General features: G+C 43.5%; 19 protein-coding genes. 8 read left to right on the top strand and 11 right to left on the bottom strand.

What is annotated here, in order from left to right; all coding sequences use genetic code 11:
* Nucleotides 1–39: 39 nt before the first annotated feature.
* On the top strand, nucleotides 40–507 hold the full coding sequence (locus ACYRYY_RS02420) for a hypothetical protein (protein ID WP_460213900.1): 468 nt from the start codon (nucleotides 40–42) through the stop codon (nucleotides 505–507).
* On the opposite strand, the gene ACYRYY_RS02415 is transcribed toward ACYRYY_RS02420, so the two are convergent.
* The 4 genes from ACYRYY_RS02415 to ACYRYY_RS02400 all read right to left on the bottom strand — a co-directional run bounded on the left by ACYRYY_RS02415 (nucleotide 501) and on the right by ACYRYY_RS02400 (nucleotide 5,249).
* Nucleotides 501–1,250, bottom strand: a complete 750-nt coding sequence (locus ACYRYY_RS02415) for an ABC transporter ATP-binding protein (RefSeq protein ID WP_460213899.1) — start codon at nucleotides 1,248–1,250, stop codon at nucleotides 501–503. The two genes, ACYRYY_RS02420 and ACYRYY_RS02415, sit on opposite strands and share 7 nt — an antisense overlap.
* On the bottom strand, nucleotides 1,237–2,274 hold the full coding sequence (locus tag ACYRYY_RS02410; RefSeq protein ID WP_460213898.1) for a FecCD family ABC transporter permease: 1,038 nt from the start codon (nucleotides 2,272–2,274) through the stop codon (nucleotides 1,237–1,239). The genes ACYRYY_RS02415 and ACYRYY_RS02410 overlap by 14 nt, the downstream gene beginning before the upstream one ends.
* 99 nt (nucleotides 2,275–2,373) lie before the next feature.
* Nucleotides 2,374–3,147: a class I SAM-dependent methyltransferase gene (locus ACYRYY_RS02405; RefSeq protein WP_460213897.1), complete on the bottom strand. Its 774-nt coding sequence runs from the start codon at nucleotides 3,145–3,147 to the stop codon at nucleotides 2,374–2,376.
* Between the two features lie 23 nt (nucleotides 3,148–3,170).
* Nucleotides 3,171–5,249, bottom strand: coding sequence for a TonB-dependent receptor (locus tag ACYRYY_RS02400; RefSeq protein ID WP_460213896.1), 2,079 nt, complete (start codon nucleotides 5,247–5,249; stop codon nucleotides 3,171–3,173).
* A gap of 415 nt (nucleotides 5,250–5,664) precedes the next feature.
* Here ACYRYY_RS02400 and lexA point away from each other — a divergent pair, with 415 nt between their 5' ends.
* The 3 genes from lexA to dinB are packed head-to-tail and all read left to right on the top strand — an operon-like array spanning nucleotide 5,665 to nucleotide 7,716.
* Entirely contained in the window at nucleotides 5,665–6,276 is a 612-nt protein-coding gene (gene lexA / locus ACYRYY_RS02395; RefSeq protein ID WP_460213895.1) for a transcriptional repressor LexA, read from the top strand.
* On the top strand, nucleotides 6,257–6,505 hold the full coding sequence (locus tag ACYRYY_RS02390) for a hypothetical protein (RefSeq protein ID WP_265821494.1): 249 nt from the start codon (nucleotides 6,257–6,259) through the stop codon (nucleotides 6,503–6,505). Before lexA ends, ACYRYY_RS02390 begins: the two co-directional genes overlap by 20 nt.
* Entirely contained in the window at nucleotides 6,502–7,716 is a 1,215-nt protein-coding gene (gene dinB, locus ACYRYY_RS02385) for a DNA polymerase IV (RefSeq protein WP_460213894.1), read from the top strand. The genes ACYRYY_RS02390 and dinB overlap by 4 nt, the downstream gene beginning before the upstream one ends.
* Nucleotides 7,717–7,719: 3 nt before the next feature.
* On the opposite strand, the gene ACYRYY_RS02380 is transcribed toward dinB, so the two are convergent.
* Entirely contained in the window at nucleotides 7,720–7,926 is a 207-nt protein-coding gene (locus ACYRYY_RS02380) for a hypothetical protein (RefSeq protein ID WP_460213893.1), read from the bottom strand.
* Nucleotides 7,927–7,983: 57 nt separating this feature from the next.
* Between ACYRYY_RS02380 and tnpA the strand changes: the two genes are divergently transcribed.
* Both tnpA and ACYRYY_RS02370 read left to right on the top strand, forming a co-directional pair.
* Complete coding sequence (gene tnpA / locus ACYRYY_RS02375; protein ID WP_460213868.1) at nucleotides 7,984–8,439, top strand: IS200/IS605 family transposase; 456 nt, start codon at nucleotides 7,984–7,986, stop codon at nucleotides 8,437–8,439.
* Between the two features lie 245 nt (nucleotides 8,440–8,684).
* Complete coding sequence (locus tag ACYRYY_RS02370; RefSeq protein ID WP_460213892.1) at nucleotides 8,685–9,665, top strand: TerC family protein; 981 nt, start codon at nucleotides 8,685–8,687, stop codon at nucleotides 9,663–9,665.
* Here ACYRYY_RS02370 and ACYRYY_RS02365 read toward each other — a convergent pair.
* The 4 genes from ACYRYY_RS02365 to phoU all read right to left on the bottom strand — a co-directional run bounded on the left by ACYRYY_RS02365 (nucleotide 9,662) and on the right by phoU (nucleotide 12,442).
* The gene (locus ACYRYY_RS02365) at nucleotides 9,662–10,513 is read right to left on the bottom strand and encodes a sensor histidine kinase (protein ID WP_460213891.1); all 852 of its coding nucleotides are present in this window, start codon (nucleotides 10,511–10,513) and stop codon (nucleotides 9,662–9,664) included. The two genes, ACYRYY_RS02370 and ACYRYY_RS02365, sit on opposite strands and share 4 nt — an antisense overlap.
* Nucleotides 10,514–10,627: 114 nt before the next feature.
* The gene (locus ACYRYY_RS02360) at nucleotides 10,628–11,104 is read right to left on the bottom strand and encodes a hypothetical protein (protein ID WP_460213890.1); all 477 of its coding nucleotides are present in this window, start codon (nucleotides 11,102–11,104) and stop codon (nucleotides 10,628–10,630) included.
* Entirely contained in the window at nucleotides 11,101–11,772 is a 672-nt protein-coding gene (locus ACYRYY_RS02355) for a response regulator transcription factor (protein WP_460213889.1), read from the bottom strand. Before ACYRYY_RS02355 ends, ACYRYY_RS02360 begins: the two co-directional genes overlap by 4 nt.
* 10 nt (nucleotides 11,773–11,782) lie before the next feature.
* Complete coding sequence (phoU, locus tag ACYRYY_RS02350; protein WP_460213888.1) at nucleotides 11,783–12,442, bottom strand: phosphate signaling complex protein PhoU; 660 nt, start codon at nucleotides 12,440–12,442, stop codon at nucleotides 11,783–11,785.
* Nucleotides 12,443–12,751: 309 nt separating this feature from the next.
* On the opposite strand from phoU, the gene ACYRYY_RS02345 reads away from it, so the two are divergent.
* Nucleotides 12,752–13,177, top strand: coding sequence for a metal-dependent transcriptional regulator (locus ACYRYY_RS02345; RefSeq protein ID WP_460213887.1), 426 nt, complete (start codon nucleotides 12,752–12,754; stop codon nucleotides 13,175–13,177).
* Nucleotides 13,178–13,214: 37 nt separating this feature from the next.
* Here ACYRYY_RS02345 and ACYRYY_RS02340 read toward each other — a convergent pair whose 3' ends face one another.
* Both ACYRYY_RS02340 and ACYRYY_RS02335 read right to left on the bottom strand, forming a co-directional pair.
* The gene (locus ACYRYY_RS02340; RefSeq protein ID WP_460213886.1) at nucleotides 13,215–13,949 is read right to left on the bottom strand and encodes an RNA methyltransferase; all 735 of its coding nucleotides are present in this window, start codon (nucleotides 13,947–13,949) and stop codon (nucleotides 13,215–13,217) included.
* Nucleotides 13,950–14,642: a lytic transglycosylase domain-containing protein gene (locus ACYRYY_RS02335; protein WP_460213885.1), complete on the bottom strand. Its 693-nt coding sequence runs from the start codon at nucleotides 14,640–14,642 to the stop codon at nucleotides 13,950–13,952.
* A 203-nt stretch (nucleotides 14,643–14,845) separates the two neighbouring features.
* Between ACYRYY_RS02335 and sfsA the strand changes: the two genes are divergently transcribed.
* On the top strand, nucleotides 14,846–15,526 hold the full coding sequence (gene sfsA / locus ACYRYY_RS02330) for a DNA/RNA nuclease SfsA (RefSeq protein ID WP_460213884.1): 681 nt from the start codon (nucleotides 14,846–14,848) through the stop codon (nucleotides 15,524–15,526).
* The last annotated feature ends 2 nt before the right edge of the window (nucleotides 15,527–15,528 follow it).

The following is a 15,528-nucleotide window of genomic DNA, read 5'->3' as shown; positions in this document are numbered from 1 at the left end:
GCAGGTTTTTTGCATTATTAATTGAGAGGTATCAGATTTATGAAATCAGTAAGATATATGATAATGTCCATCACGCTGTTTATAGTGGCGTTCGGAATGATCTACTACACAAGCAAATTTATGGGAACCGATTCTGACTTTGACTCCTTCCAGCAGGCAGCGGGGAAGGGGAGCTTTGCTTCAATTGAAAAAAGCAAGGATGGTGACATAAACACCATTCTCTTTACGGATGTTAAACTGTTTACCAACGGCAGCGGGCTTCCCTTTGTATGCACCGGAACCATAAGCGTAACAACTTCAGATGATGAATCTGCAAAGATGCTAATGAAGTACAGATATGATCTTCTGAATTATGCCCCGCAGGCGTTAAGCCCTGTAAAAGAGTTTACTTCCGAATCCCTCAAAAAAGCCGCCTCTGAAACAGCAAGGCTCTATAAGGAAAAAAGGCAGATTACCGCTGATATGCAATTTGTTTTTGATAAACTCACCTGCGTTCCTGCTCAGTAAATAACGTAGCTTTTTTTGTTTATACTTTTTATTTCAATGGGGATCTTGTAGGCGCTGCTGAGGTGCGCCTCGTCCATTTCGCATTTGTTTCCGTAGTACAGTGTTGAGCCGTTATCAAGGAGAAGTATTTTATCCGCATAACGCACAGCGAGATTGAGATCATGAAGTACGATCAGCGTTGTGAGGTTCCTGCGTTCAGTTATGCTTTTCGCAGTCTCCATTATTTCCACCTGGTTTTTAACATCCAGATGGTTTATGGGCTCATCAAGCATAAGCACTTCCGCATTCTGAACTAACGCCCTTGCGATAAGTGTTTTCTGAAACTCTCCGCCGCTAAGTTCTGTTACACATTTGTCCTTCATATGGGCTATGCCCAGTTCGTCCATTACATCTTCCGCCATGCTGCGGTCTTCCTGTTTCGGGTGCCAAGTCATATAAGGCTTTCTGCCTATCAGAACCGAGTCATAAACACTGCACGGTACGGCGTGGGTTGTCTGGGGCAGATAGGCTATTTTCCGTGCGGTTTCCCTACGCTTCATCTGGTTTATAAGACACCCTTCAACTTTTACACTGCCTCCGGAGGGTTTGAGAACACCGGCTATGATCTTCATCAGTGTGGTTTTCCCTGCCCCGTTTGGACCTATAATTCCGCATATTTCTCCTTTTTGAAGCTGAAAGGAGACATCATCAAGTATTTTCCTGCCGTTTTTAAGTGTACAGCAGATATTTTCAGCCTTGAGCATTTTTGATTGACCTCTTCATCAGCAGGAACAGAAACATCGGAACTCCTGCAAAAGCTGTTATTACGCCCACTGGAAGCGCCAATGGATACAATATAATCTGCGCCAGCAGATCTGCTCCCAAAAGAAAAACTCCGCCTAAAAGAGCAGATGCCGGTATGAGAAAACCGTGCCCTGTGTGTTTGAACAGAAGGCGCACCATGTGCGGAGCTATGAGCCCCACAAAGCCTATGACACCGTAAAATGCCGTGGCAAAAGCCGCCATTACGGATGTTATTATGAGAGAGTATATGCGTATTTTTCTGACTTCTACCCCAAGCCCTGCCGCATGCAGCTCTCCCCATTGGATTGCGTTGTAATCCCAGCTGAAGCGGAAACTGAACAGCATACCGAAGAGCATTACGGCAAGGACTGTCAGGGCTTCGTGCCAGCCGCCTTTGCTTAAGTCACCGAATGTCCAGAAAACTGTTGCTGCAAGCTGGTTGTCGGTTGAAAAATATTGCAGAAGCATGGTACATGCGCTGAAAAAAGCGGACATTGCCACACCCGCAAGTATAAGCCCCTGTGCGGACATTCCTTTTACAAATGAGAACATCAGAATCACAAAAGAGGCAAGCATAGTGCCGCAGAAGGCTCCTGCGGCTATCATGCCCATATTGCCGAAAACGAGCCCGCTGCCTGTGTGCATGAGAGAACCGGCGCCGAGGATTATTATGGAAAAAGCTGCTCCGAAAGCTGCTCCCTGCGAGAGACCTAGTGTGAATGAAGACGCCAACGGGTTGTTCAGGATGTTCTGCAATATCACTCCGCTCACGGAAAGCGCACCGCCAACAGCAAGAGCGGCAAGGATTTTAGGCATACGGAGATGCCATATGAAATATTCCAGATCCTCATGCTCACCACTCATGACGAGGGCTGACAAAGTATCTCTCCACGTATTCTGAACTGCGCCGTGCTTGAGCCCGAAAAGAACAAACAGAATAAGCAGGCAGATAAGGGACAGCCAGAAAAAAATTCTGCCCCTCATACTGTTATACCTGCTGCTATTTTTGATATAAAAAACCTTGTGTTACACATGCTAGAATTTATAACACAAAATTTAATTTTGTCCCGTAAAAAAAAATAATTATTTTGTTTCCCAGATTACCAGCTCCATTCTGAAGTGGGTTGTGTCCGATGCCATTCCTTCTGAGTCTGTCCTTGCGGAGACAGCTTTATCGACTGCGGATAAGGCATCCTCTGTTGCATTCTCCATAAGAAAATCCATGCAGTGTTCCTTCATTTTTGCTGCAGGGATTCTTTTCTCCCACTTATCTTCGATGAGGGTTGAGCTGTATGATAAATTCCTGCTGTCAAGCCATGCTTTGAGCATTGGTATATCGTTGAATCTTTTCGGAGTTATGTTCAGAGCCTTGTAGATCTCCATCATTACTTCTGAGTCCTTTTTACCTGCAAAACCAAGATAAACGACAAATTTTCCTGCAATTCCGGTTACTTTTGCAAAATCTGCCTCATTTCTTACCGCAGGAGTGGTGGCACAGAAGACAATGTCGAACTCTGCCTCTTCCGGGTTAAAGTCCGACCAGTCAGCATGCACTGCGGTGATATTTGTTACTCCTTCCTTTGCGGCGTCTTCATTAAGTATGCGGAGCATTTCGCCGGAGATATCCGTTGCTGTTACCGAAGCAGCCTTTTTAGCAAGGCGCAGGGTATATTTCCCGCTTCCGCAGCCAACGTCAAGAACACGCAGACCTGTCGGGTCTGCGCCTTTCTCTTCCATAAGCCTCATCACTTTGGCTTCCAGTGTATCTTCGGAATCTCTGTATCTGGGATAGTTCGCTGCGCGCCTGTCCCACATTTTTTCCGCATTTTTCGGGTCTGCATTTCTCTGAATGTCCATTAGAACCGCCTTTGTAGTTTATTTTAATATGCCCATCTGACACTTGCGCCGGCGTTGAATCCCATCGCTTCGTATCCGGATGTTTCTTCGTATTTTTTATCAAAGAGATTATCCGCATAAACTTCAAGGATCGTATTTTTAGCCACTTCGTAAGCTATACTGGCATCGGCAAGAGTGTATGATGAGAGTGTTTTCTGTTTTCCATCCTCATATTTTGGGCGTTCGCCTATGTAGTTAAGCCCCATGTCGAAAGTGAGTTTATCGGTTATTTTCCAGACAAATCCGGCGTTTCCTTTATATTCAGGTATGTTGTCAACTTCGTCTGATGATGAGCTGAAATCCTTGTCTGTGGGGTCGCCGCTTTTTTCGGATTTCTGATAAGATACGCCTGCGTTTACCGTAAGGTTTTTAAACACTTTGTATTCACCGCCCAGCGAGGTTCCTATAAATTCTGCGTTGTCGATATTATACTGTGCATTTACCGTCTGGGTGGGGTCGGCTGTGGTGGGTACGGTTCTCCTGAGTGAGTAGTTGTCTATGTCATAGTACCATGCGGAGAATTTTATGAACCCTTTGCCTCTGAAGTCGTGTCTGTAAACAAAGTCAATGGCGTTGACCTCTTCGGGCTTTATTCCTCTGCCTCTGAGTTCAGCAACATCCTCACCGTTGGAGTAATGAACCGTATCAGGCATTGTGGGGGTTCTGTAACTCTGGTAGACGTACACAGCCGCTTTGTCCTGCGGTGTTATGGTGTATGTGAGCCCTGCTCTGGGGGTGAGCTTGCTGTCATCGTGGTCGTATGTGAAGTTTTCTGTTTTATATGTGTCGTATCTCATGCCGAGGTCAACCGTGAACATATCATTCAGCTTCCATGAATCTGCGAGGAAAAAACCGTTGGTTATGATTTTCTGCCTGCTGTCTGTTGAGCCGAGGGGACGCTGGTTGTTTCCGTTATTGGGGTTTACACTGACTTTTATATCAGTCTCACCGCCCTGAAGATTTTTACGTTCGGCACCGAAAAGTATAGTGTGGTCGCTGATTTTTACTTCTGATTTGCCTTTGAAGCCGTAGCTTCTGTCCATTTCCAGCTCTCTTTCATAAATAGTGTCGCCTTCTTTTACCAGTCCGTTATTGCTGTCTTTTGCGGCGAAGTTTTTATCTGTACGGTCTTCATATACCTTGTAAGCGCTGAGTTCAAAGAATGCGTTGTCATTAATATGCTGAGTATATGCAGTGTTGTACATTACTCTTTCTTTTTCCTGATATGAGCCCTCGTTGGGCGTCATGTCTGGTCCGCCGCCCCCTGCGAATCCGTCAGAGGTTTCAACTGTGGGGAAATCGGAATCATAGCCTGCTGTTCCGGGGACGTTGGCTATTATCATCCCTCTGCGTGATTTTGTATAGTCTATTCCTGCGGTGAGTTCTGCCTTCCACGGAAGTCTGAGGAAAAACTTGGGCGCTATGTGGGTTACTTTGTAATCGCTGTTTTTGAAGTATTCATCGGCTTCCTGACGGCTCATACCGAGGCTTACGCCGAAGTTACCGAACATTTGAGAGTAGCTGCCTCTTATGTTGTAGAAATCGTCAGCCTCGTCCCATCCGCCCATTGTGGCATATATATTTGCTTTAGGCTTAGAGGTGGGGTGTGCGGTATATGCGTTTATGACACCGCCGATTACGTTGCCGTATTCAACGGAGCTTCCGCCTTTTATCACCTCTATTCTGTCTATATTGTCCAGCGGAAGCATATTAAAATCAATGTATCCTGCGCCTATGTTTCCTGTTGAGTTCATATTCACGCCATCAATATTAACCTGTATCCTCTCGCTTCCCTGTCCCCTTATGGTCAGGGTGTTTGCTCCGTCACCCACTGCGCTTTTTCTGGTAAGGTTAATTTCAGGGTCTTTTGCCAGAAAATCTGCTATGTTGTTGCTTCTTTTCTTTTCGACCACTTTTGCTTCCGATGATTTAAGATCCTCATCAACAGAACCGGACACTGTTACCTCTTCAAGATAAATTGTGTCCTGCATCATTGTTTCAGACATGGCGGGTGTGTTTATAAGAAATAAACATATTGCCGCCGCAAACGGTATTTTTCTCATGACTCTCTCCTTAAAACAAATATCGTTTATATTTTATAATTTTTGGAAATATAAAATTTCTATTTTTATTTCAATACTTTGTAAGGGTGAATAGCTATGCACTTTTCATAGATGTGTCTAACAATTTTAAAAGAAACTGTCAATTATTTTAGAGTCGGTTAAAACTGTTTTAAGCCTATGCTTAAAGTTATCTTCTTCTAACCTAAAGGATTACGTTACTGTTTTTTTATTATGTGTTACTGAACGATGCCGATTTTTTTTTGACTTTTTTAAGAAACAGATCTATTATCAGAATAAAGCGAACATTTGTTTGCTTTATTCGCTTGTGTTGATAAGTTTTGTTTTGCAGAGTGCGGATGCGTAAGTCAATCAGGAAGTATGTACGGGTCAATGTTATTAAGCAGGAGGTTGTTGCATGTCTGAACCCACTAAAAGACAAAAGCAGTTTCTGGATTTTATCGAAGAATTTACTGAAGCGAACGGATATTCGCCTTCTATACGTGATATAGGCGAGGGGCTGAAGCTTTCATCCACAGCAAGTGTCAAAAAAATGCTGGACAGGCTGTCTGAAGGCGGATTCATAAGAAGAGCCTCATCCTCCGCCAGAGGTATAGAACTCACCAGAAAGCGTTCCATTCCTGTTATCGGGCGAATCAAGGCGGGTATGCCTGTTATGTCTGAGGAAAATCTTGAAGGATACATTTCCGTGAAAGACCTTGTGCGTTCCGATTCATTTTTTCTCCGTGTGGAAGGGGACAGTATGAAAAATAAAGGGATTATGGATGGTGATTTTGCTTTGCTGCGTCCCAGTCCCGTTATCGATAACGGAAAGATAGGCGCATTCCGCCTTAACGGTGAGGTTACCCTGAAAACTTTCCGCAGGAACAGGGAAGGGATGTTTCTTGTGCCTGAAAATGAGGATTATCCGGTTATTCCGGTTCATGAAGGTGATGAGTTTGAGGTAATCGGTATTCTGGATATGGTTCTCCGCTTCTTCAAGGGGCAGTATGATATTAAATATTCATGAAAAAATCCGTGTGGGTGCTGTGTTTGACGGCGGATTTCCGAAGCCTGTGTGGTTTGGTCTGCACGGGGAGAAGGTGCTTATAAAAGAAGTCTGCTACAAATGGAAAGAGCGTGAAGGCACGGATGTTATATATAAATTTACAGTGACAGATGGTTTTAACATCTTTGAAATCATGTTCAGTAGTATGGAAGTATGCTGGTATCTGGTGGCTATGGATGAGGCGTCATGATCCTCTGCATGGATATGGATGCCTTCTTTGCGTCTGTTGAGCAGGCGTCAAACCCTTCTTTACGGGGTAAGCCTATTGCTGTTGTCGGGGCGAAGGAGCGTACTGTTGTTGTAACTTCATCCTACGAAGCACGCAGATACGGTGTTAAAACCGGAATGAGTAAATATGAGGCTCTGAAAGTCTGCCCGTTTTTGACTATTGTGAATGCCCGAAACAGGAAATATACTTACGTATCAAAAGAGATCTCCTCTTTTCTGCATAAGATCACGCCTCATGTCGAGCCTTATTCCATTGATGAATCATTCCTTGATATAAGCGGAACAGGCATAGCCCCGCAGGATGCTGCATATATGATAAAGAGCTTTGTTAAGAAGAATTTCGGTATCACATGCTCTATCGGTGCAGGACCCAACAAGTTCATAGCCAAAATGGCGAGCGGAATTAAAAAGCCGGACGGATATTACTGTGTTGAAAAGGATAAGGTAATTGAGTTTGTGGATATGTTCCGGCTTAAAGACTTTTGGGGAATAGGGCGCCGGCTCACGAAACGTTTTGCTGATATGGGGGTTTTTACTCCGGCAGATTTGCGTGCAATGGGCAGGGAAAGGCTTGTGCAGATATTCGGTGTAAACGGCGATCATCTTTACGGACTTGCCTGCGGTGAATATATATCAGGAGTGAAAACAGAAGAGGAACCCATGAAGTCCATAGGGCACAGCCTCACACTGCCTGAGAATATTTCAGCAAGGGAAGAGGCGGAGGGTTATCTGCTTCAGCTTTCCGATATGGTGTCCTCCAGAGCAAGACGTCTGCGTTATTCCGGTAAAACAATCACAGTGACCATACGTTATCCGGACATGGGCACATTTTCACAGGCTCATACAATACCTTTTTTCACTTCGGCAACTCACCATATTTATGCCGAGGCACTGACAGTTTTTGACAAGCTCTGGACCGGAAACAGCATAAGGCTTCTGGGTGTGTGCATTTCAAACCTTGTGCCGGAATGCGTCACTCTTTACAATATAGAAGACAGCGGGAAAGACTGGGAAGGATTGTATTCTGTAATGGATGAAATCAACACAAAGTACGGAGAGCGCACTTTGCAGTTTGGTTCGGTTCTAAACTGCCGCCGCAAAGGTTCAAGCGTTATCTCTCCTGCGTGGCGCCCGTCCGGTGACAGGCATGTCAACATTATTGACGGAAACTGATTGTTAGCCTGTATGGCATTCGTTACAGCAGTAATAGCAGCCATTTGACTGTGGATATTTCTTTTTGGCTTCATCTACAGCAGGTTTGCATGAACTGAAATTGCCTAAATACAACCTGTTCTCAGCGGAAGGCATCCATGAGCATCCTTCCTTATGAACTTCATGATCTCCGTTAGGCTGAGCATTTTTGTTTACATAATAATGCGCCATAATGCACCTCTTTTTATGCGGTCGAAGACAGAACACCACGCTTTTAAGCGTGGATGAATGAGCCTTTCGACGGTATACTTTTCTATGGAAATCATTAAGACCTCTCACAGTGCTTATTACTTGAAATATCATGTAGTTTGGGTTTGTAAATACCGTCGAAAGATCCTGAAGCCTGGTGTCTGTTCTTATATTCGTAAAACGTTGCCCAGTTTATTGAGAAGTATGCCTGGCGTTGAAATAGAAGCCATTGGCTTTGACTTAGATCATTTGCATATGGTTATAATTATTCCTCCCAAATATAGTATTTCAGATGTTATGGGTAGATTAAAAAGCCAATTGGCTTCCCGTATGCGAAAATTTTTTGATTGGTTAGAAAAAGTATACTGGAATGAAAATATAGTGTGGTCGCCAGGCTACTTCGTTAGCAGTATTGGTTTGAATGAAGACGTAATTAAAAATTACGTCGAAATGCAAGGGCAACAGGATTCAGGACAGCTCAAGATTGAGCTGTAAAAAACATGCGATAGCATGGCGAAAGCATAGAACCCCGGGTTTACCCGAGGGTATCTATTAACATAGTGTAACTATATGTGGTTTAAGTGTCAATACGGTATTTTTCGCTGAAAAATTCATCCACTTGCATTCCGCAGAATTGATATTATAATAATCACCGTACCGGGCCCCTCTGGCATTTTGTCCCCGAAATGCGATGTCGGTATGTTCCGTCCGGAACCGTAATCATGGGGCAGAGATGTTCAATGAATACCTTTCATGCAATCCTTTTTTCGGATTTTCTTCACAAACCTGTCTGGATGTGGCTTGTTTTTCTTGCCGTGGTGCTGTTTCTCCTTGTTCTTGATTTGGGTGTATTCAACCGCAAAGATCATGAAATCGGAGTAAAGGAAAGTCTTCTCATGTCTGTTTTTTACATAGGTATCGGTTTGCTTTTCAGCCTCTGGGTGGGCAAAATACTGGGCAGTGAAAAAGCCTTTGAGTACCTCACCGGGTTTGTGGTGGAAAAAACACTGGCTATGGACAATATCTTTGTCATAGCAATGATCTTTTCGTATTTCTGCGTACCCAGAATATATCAGCACAGGGTGCTTTTCTGGGGTATTCTGGGTGTCATTGTCCTGCGTGGGATAATGATAGGTGTGGGCGCCAAGCTGGTCAGTGAGTTTGAATGGGTGCTTTATATCTTTGCTGCTTTCCTCATTTATTCCGGCATTAAAATGCTGTTTAAGGATGATGATGAAGGTGATTTAGACTCAAACCCCGTGCTTAAATTTATCCGCAAAAAGATAAGGGTAACAAGAGATTTCCACGGTCACAGTTTTCTTGTTTACCGCACGAATCCTAAAACCGGGCATAGGTTTTTGTATGCCACACCGCTTTTGCTTGCCCTTGTATTCATAGAGATTGCGGATGTTATATTTGCCGTGGATTCCGTACCTGCGGTTTTCAGTATTACTACAGATGCTTATGTGGTTTATACCAGTAATATTTTTGCGATTCTAGGTTTGAGGTCACTTTATTTTGCTCTGGCGGCTGTGATATCAAAATTTTACTATCTCAAGTATGCTCTTTCGGTTGTTCTGATATTTATAGGTGCCAAAATTTTTGTATCGGAGATGTTTCATCTGGTTAAAATACCTCCGGCGATGAGCCTTGGTGTGACTTTGGCGATACTTGCGGCGGGAATTATAGTTTCTTTGCTTAAGGCAGAGAAAAAAGACTAAGAATCTTCTTCTGTAGAAGCTTTGGCGGGTCTTTCAAACAGGGTGGCGGTGAATGTATTGCCGCCCTTGCTGTTTTTTTCCAATGTGATTGAGCCGTCATAAAGCCCGGTAATATGTTTGACTATGGATAATCCTAGTCCAGTGCCTGTCTGGTTTCTGTTTTTGGATTTGTTTACGGTGTAGAAGCGCTCAAATATCCTCTCTCTGTCTTCATCCGGTATGGCTGGTCCTTCATCAGCCACATGGATAACTATTTCATCATCCTTTCTGCTGATGCTGATTTCGATTACTTTTCCGGTGCTGTATTTATGTGCGTTATCCGTGAGGTTGGTTACCAGTGTCATGAAATGCTCACGCAGTATGGGGATTTCGGTACAATCCGCCTTGATTAAGGTTTTTACTTCAAAATCTTCATAGCGTTCCTCCAGCTCACTGACAGCGGAGTCAAGCTGTAATGGTTCGTCCACGCTGAATCCGTCTGCTATGTGTTCAAGCCTGTGAAGCTCAAGGATATCGTTTATGATGTTATTAAGTCTCTTTGAGTTGCTGTGGATGATAGTGAGAAATTTTTCAAGATTTTTCCTGTCAACAGCCGTGTTGCCGAGCAGAGTTTCCGCATAGCCCATTATCATGGCAAGGGGTGTTTTCAGCTCATGGGTTATATTGCCGATCAGCTCAGTTTTGAAATCCTCATACTGGGTGCGTTCAGTTATGTTGTATAAAACTATAAGGATTTCATTGTCCAGATGGCGGACGTGGGCGTCAAAAATCTTCTGACGGAGTTCAAGGTGGTGTATTCCGTCCTCATTCCACTCCAAAATCCTGCTGACAAAGTTGATTGTGTCCATATTGTTCAGAGAATCTACAATATTTTTGCCAAGGGTAAGCTCCGTACCCAGATCTTTTACGGCTTTACTGTTGAAGTGCTTTATTTTGTGCGATGTATCCAGAAGGATTATTCCTTAATTTAGTATTGAGAAAACATGCTGAAGCTTGTGGCGCTCATTCTCAAGTTCATTCTGTTTTTTGGTCATGGAGCTGTACATGCGGTGGAAAATGTCCGCAACTTTGGACATTGTTTTATCACCGAATACAGGGAAACTTATGTTTTTGTCTCCGGCTTCGATTCTATCTGCTATGTCAGCGAGTTTCCGCATTGGTATTGATATTCTGCCCGCAAGGAGGAATGAGATAAGACCGGATACCGCAACAGAAATAAGGAGGATGCGAAAGTTTGAGTTGATGGCATCACGGCTGTGTTCTTCCGCCTGCATGTTGGTTATATTTTCAGACAGTATTTCGCTTTTTCCACGCACTTCGTGAATTTTGAGCCCTGCCTCCGGTTCTGCCTGCCTCCCTGCGGAGTAGTGCAGGGTAAGCATCAGAACAAGGGTTACGGGAACAAATATTGTAAGAAAAATGCCTGCAAATAGTCTCATGTATCGGCGCGGTAGCCAATCTTAGGAACAGATTTGATTATTTTCCCTTTGTCTCCGAGCTTCTTTCTAAGTGATGAAATATGTGTATCCACTGTTCTGGAGTAAACATCAGTATCATAACCCCAGACAGCGTTAAGAAGCTGGTTTCTGGTGAAAACCCTTTTGGGATTGCGGAGGAAAGTCACAAGAAGTTCATACTCCTTGTTTGTGAGAACAACCTCGTCACCATCTGCCTTAACAGTGTAGTTTACCGTGTCTATTGTGATGCCTGATTCGGAGATTATTTTATTTTCCATCGCAGGGGTACGACGGAGAATAGCTTTAACCTTTGCTGCGAGAATGTTCATGCTGAAAGGCTTGGTGAGGTAATCATCAGCTCCGTTTTCCAGACCCTTGATGATGTCGTTTTCGGTATTTTTGGCAGATATAATAATTACAGGAATGTGGACGTATTTCTGGTTATGGCGTACGATGCTTAAAAAATCCATGCCCTTCAGTCCGGGCAGCATGAGATCCAGCAGGATCACGTCAGGGCTGAAGTTTTCGAGGTGGATAAGACCGTCATTTGCATCAGCGGAGCATATTACTTCATAGTTTTTCTGCTCCATATTGAATTTGATGAGATCGCTCATCTCCTCGTGGTCTTCAATTACCAGTATTTTTATCATATTGACTCCTTCAGTCCAGCCTCTGATGGCGGACTATTTTACCTTCCACCATAAAATAAACAAGCTCTGCTATGTTTGTGGCGTGGTCGGCAATTCGCTCAATACATCTTGTTATCTGCATGAGAGATATTACTCCCGCAGTTTTTTTGATGTCTTCTGCTATGTAGGTGAGCAGCTCACGGATTATCTGTGAGTGCAGACCGTCTATTATGTCGTCTCTCTTGATTACATGATATGCGGCGCCTGTGTCTTTGTTGAAATAGGCGTTTACGGCGTCATTAAGCATAGCGGCTGATGCTTCGCCCATCTTCGGCAGGTCTATGTAGGGCTTTATCTGGGGAATTTCATTAAGCTTTAGCACTTCTTTAGCTATATCAACACTGTAATCGCCTATCCTCTCAAGATCCACGATAATTCTGGAAGCCGTGAGAACAAAGCGCAGGTCAACAGCCTTGGGTTCATAGAGGGCAATTATTCTGCGGCAGAGGGCATCAACCTCTATATCAAGGTTATCCACCTTATCGTCCCATGCTATTATTTCACGGGCGAGGTCGCTGTTGCGTTCCACCAGACTTTTTACAGAACCTTCTATCATGGTTTCACATTCTTTCGCCATTTCGGCTATCAGTGCTTTAAGCCTGATATAATCAGTTTCATGCTGCTGTGACATATAACACCCCTTTATCAAACATAAATGTTATATCCACCCGCATATGCAGGGTTTGAAGTCTGTACATATTGCCTGTGGAGAATATTTTATTTATTATATCAGATAGGCGGATTAATTTAAGCCTGTGTCTGAATAACAATTTAACATATTTGAATTCTGTGACGTCAATGTGAGAGAAATGTCAAATAGATGTTAATTAATTTCTTTTTCGTTCCAGTTAAACTTTTTTGAACCTATTTACATAATTTGCCTTTCAATTCTTTTTAGACTGTATTAAACTTTGTTAGACAAAAGCGGACAGGAGTGTTTATGAGAGAAAGAGAGCTTTCCGGAAGCATGGAGGATTATCTTGAGACTATTCTTCTGCTCCAAAAAGAAAATCCGGTTGCCAGAGCTAAAGAAATTTCAGAAAAGCTCGGCGTCAAAATGTCATCCGTAACAAATGCACTCAAGCACCTTTCCGAGAAGGGATTTATTAATTACGACCGCTACAGCTTCATCACTCTCACTAAAGAAGGTGAGAAGTATGCGGAAAATATTTTTCTCCGCCACGAGGTACTGAAAAAATTCCTCAAAACCGTTGTTGGTCTGAGCGAAGATCAGGCAGAGGAAAATGCGTGTCGTATGGAACATGTCATGGACATGGATGTTATCAACAAAATCAATAAACTTGTTGATTTCCTTGAGAGGGAAAATGTTTCTCAGGAATTTAAAAAATATCTTGAAGATAACTGACAGGGAGAAGGAAGGGGCGGTTTTTTGAAAGCCGCCTTTATTTTTTCAGTGCTTTTATTTCCCGCAGCAGCTTTCCCGTCACAGAGGTAAGCAGGTTCATTTCCCGTTCCGACCATTCTTTTGAGTCAAACATCATTGAAACTTCCATCAGTTTAACATCATTATTCTGCCCGTTCAGATACCCTGACAGCTCAAGCAGTTCGGAGAATTTTTCTTTGAATATCTGTTTCTGTGAAACTGACGCAAAATCAGGTTCGGCAGTTTCAGCGGCAATATCTTTGAGAGCAAGTCTAAGTTCCCAAAGAACAACCAGAACAGCGTGGGAAAGGTTCATACTTGGACATTCAGCTTCTGTGGGCAGTGCAACTCTGTAACGGCAGACTGCAAGCTGTTCATTGCTCAGTCCGTTTGCTTCATTACCGAATAACAGTCCTATGGTTTTTCCTGAGGATATTTCTGACTTAACTGTTTCCGACAGCTTCTCATAAGGCAAAGAAAGTCCGTTATCCCAAGGGTTTCTGGGGCTGAAGCCTATTACCACATCTGCTTTTGAGGTGAGTTCCTTAAAGGATAAATTCTTAACAGCAGTGTCAAGAATGCGGGAAGCATGCACCGCATATATTGACGCTGTTTGCTCTCTGCCTGAAAGAATACCGGTAAGCTCAAGCCTGCTGAATCCGGTATTTGCCATTATTCTGGCAATATACCCAAGGTTGGCTGCGCCTTCCGGTTCACTTAGGAGTACAGTTATTTTATCTTTAAAATCGGGCATCTAAGCTTTGTTGCTCAGACTCAGCATGAGACGGTAGTTTTTCATTACCTTGCTGTAGTAAACCTGAGGAAGTCCGCTCCCGCTCTGGAGTTTTTTGCGTAAGTTGCCGGGCCCGAGGTTGTAGGCTATGATTGCGTGTTTCTGGTTATCGTATTTATTCATGAGGTAGGAGAGGTAGCCTATGCCTAGTTTGATATTTGTGACCGGATCGAAAAGCTCTTCTGTTTTGCGTATATTTACGTCAGGCTTCTGGTCTGATATGTAGCGTGCTGTTCCCGGAAGAAGCTGCATCAGCCCGACGGCTCCTTTGTTTGACACTGAATTTCTGTTGAAAGAGCTTTCTGTTTTTATTACCGCAAGCACCAGATAAGGGTCTATGCTGTGTTTGCGTGACTCGCTTACTATAAGGTAAGCCATATCCATTGCGGTTAATCCGCCCGGAGGACGATTAAAGGTCGAAAGTATATCCCTGACATCAAGCACCTGGGTGGCGAATGTCATTTTTTCCCTTTCAGCGTTTAGTTTCTCTGATACGCTGATCATTTTGTCATGCTGCATCTGCGCTTTTTCTTCCATACCGCCGAGATTGTAGTTTACGATGTTAAGGAAGAAGAAGTTCACGGCAAGCAGGAAGAATATAAACACCGACAGCATCAGCGCTATAGGTCTAGCCTGCATTTCGATAGCTTTCATTCTCTGAGTAACGCTCCTTGCGTAAATTAGGTTCGTAAAATAGGACAAATCATTCTCTGAAAAATTCAGAGTACAAAACCTTAGTTTTTTTGTTATCATGCTTCTTGTTGCGAAAAATAGTCTATGCGGCATGAAGTGTAAAGTGAAAAAATCACACTTCACCCAAAAACACTGACAGGATAAAGGAAAAAAGTTGATATTTTATGTTTGAATTTCCAGCGCTTTTTAAAGCAGAGTTTGTAAAAAGATATAAAAGGTTTTTCACCGACGTGATAAAAGACGGTGAAACAATTACTGTACATAACCCGAACACAGGCTCAATGAAAAACCTGCTTACAGAGGGTAATCCTGTGCTTTGTTCTGTTTCAGACAATCCCGCCCGTAAGCTGTCCTGCACCCTTGAGGCTATGTGTGTGAACGGTGAGTGGCTGGTGGTGAATACCATGGTTGTAAACCGCATAGCTGAAAGCGCCATAAATGACGGTGAAATAGAAGAGCTGGGCAGTGTTTCCCTGTGCCGCAGAGAATACTCATATGACGAGGCGAGGCTTGATTTTTATGTGGAGTCAGATAAGGGAAAGTTTCTGATCGAAGTAAAAAACTGCACCCTTTATGATGAGAATACAGTTATGTTTCCCGATGCGGTTACAACAAGGGGTAAAAAGCACCTTGAGGTTTTGCAGAAAGCTGTCAGGGAAGGGTATAACGCCTGTATGCTGTATATGTGTCAGGTGAAGCGCAGTGCTTTCAGACCCGCTCATGAGATAGATCCTGCATACGCAGCGGAATTTGAGAAGGCGAAGTCCTCCGGAGTTCAGATTCTGGTTTATTATACGGATTTCGACCCTGAAAAGGGGACTGTCAGCCTGAAAAGGATGGTCTAAGC

Source organism: Geovibrio sp. ADMFC3, assembly GCF_054687035.1.
Note: the sequence above shows the minus strand (reverse complement) of the source record. Positions and strands in the feature narration are given on the sequence as shown.

Bases quoted from the DNA above. Each gene is read 5' to 3' on its own strand.
- sfsA (WP_460213884.1), top strand. From the start codon at position 14,846: ATGTTTGAATTTCCAGCGCTTTTTAAAGCAGAGTTTGTAAAAAGATAT.
- ACYRYY_RS02405 (WP_460213897.1), bottom strand. From the start codon at position 3,147: ATGGACATTCAGAGAAATGCAGACCCGAAAAATGCGGAAAAAATGTGG.
- phoU (WP_460213888.1), bottom strand. From the start codon at position 12,442: ATGTCACAGCAGCATGAAACTGATTATATCAGGCTTAAAGCACTGATA.
- ACYRYY_RS02365 (WP_460213891.1), bottom strand. From the start codon at position 10,513: ATGGACACAATCAACTTTGTCAGCAGGATTTTGGAGTGGAATGAGGAC.
- ACYRYY_RS02335 (WP_460213885.1), bottom strand. From the start codon at position 14,642: ATGAAAGCTATCGAAATGCAGGCTAGACCTATAGCGCTGATGCTGTCG.
- ACYRYY_RS02360 (WP_460213890.1), bottom strand. From the start codon at position 11,104: ATGAGACTATTTGCAGGCATTTTTCTTACAATATTTGTTCCCGTAACC.
- tnpA (WP_460213868.1), top strand. From the start codon at position 7,984: ATGAGCCTTTCGACGGTATACTTTTCTATGGAAATCATTAAGACCTCT.
- ACYRYY_RS02370 (WP_460213892.1), top strand. From the start codon at position 8,685: ATGAATACCTTTCATGCAATCCTTTTTTCGGATTTTCTTCACAAACCT.
- ACYRYY_RS02340 (WP_460213886.1), bottom strand. From the start codon at position 13,949: ATGCCCGATTTTAAAGATAAAATAACTGTACTCCTAAGTGAACCGGAA.
- lexA (WP_460213895.1), top strand. From the start codon at position 5,665: ATGTCTGAACCCACTAAAAGACAAAAGCAGTTTCTGGATTTTATCGAA.
- ACYRYY_RS02355 (WP_460213889.1), bottom strand. From the start codon at position 11,772: ATGATAAAAATACTGGTAATTGAAGACCACGAGGAGATGAGCGATCTC.
- ACYRYY_RS02345 (WP_460213887.1), top strand. From the start codon at position 12,752: ATGAGAGAAAGAGAGCTTTCCGGAAGCATGGAGGATTATCTTGAGACT.
- dinB (WP_460213894.1), top strand. From the start codon at position 6,502: ATGATCCTCTGCATGGATATGGATGCCTTCTTTGCGTCTGTTGAGCAG.
- ACYRYY_RS02390 (WP_265821494.1), top strand. From the start codon at position 6,257: ATGATATTAAATATTCATGAAAAAATCCGTGTGGGTGCTGTGTTTGAC.
- ACYRYY_RS02380 (WP_460213893.1), bottom strand. From the start codon at position 7,926: ATGGCGCATTATTATGTAAACAAAAATGCTCAGCCTAACGGAGATCAT.
- ACYRYY_RS02415 (WP_460213899.1), bottom strand. From the start codon at position 1,250: ATGCTCAAGGCTGAAAATATCTGCTGTACACTTAAAAACGGCAGGAAA.
- ACYRYY_RS02420 (WP_460213900.1), top strand. From the start codon at position 40: ATGAAATCAGTAAGATATATGATAATGTCCATCACGCTGTTTATAGTG.
- ACYRYY_RS02410 (WP_460213898.1), bottom strand. From the start codon at position 2,274: ATGAGGGGCAGAATTTTTTTCTGGCTGTCCCTTATCTGCCTGCTTATT.
- ACYRYY_RS02400 (WP_460213896.1), bottom strand. From the start codon at position 5,249: ATGAGAAAAATACCGTTTGCGGCGGCAATATGTTTATTTCTTATAAAC.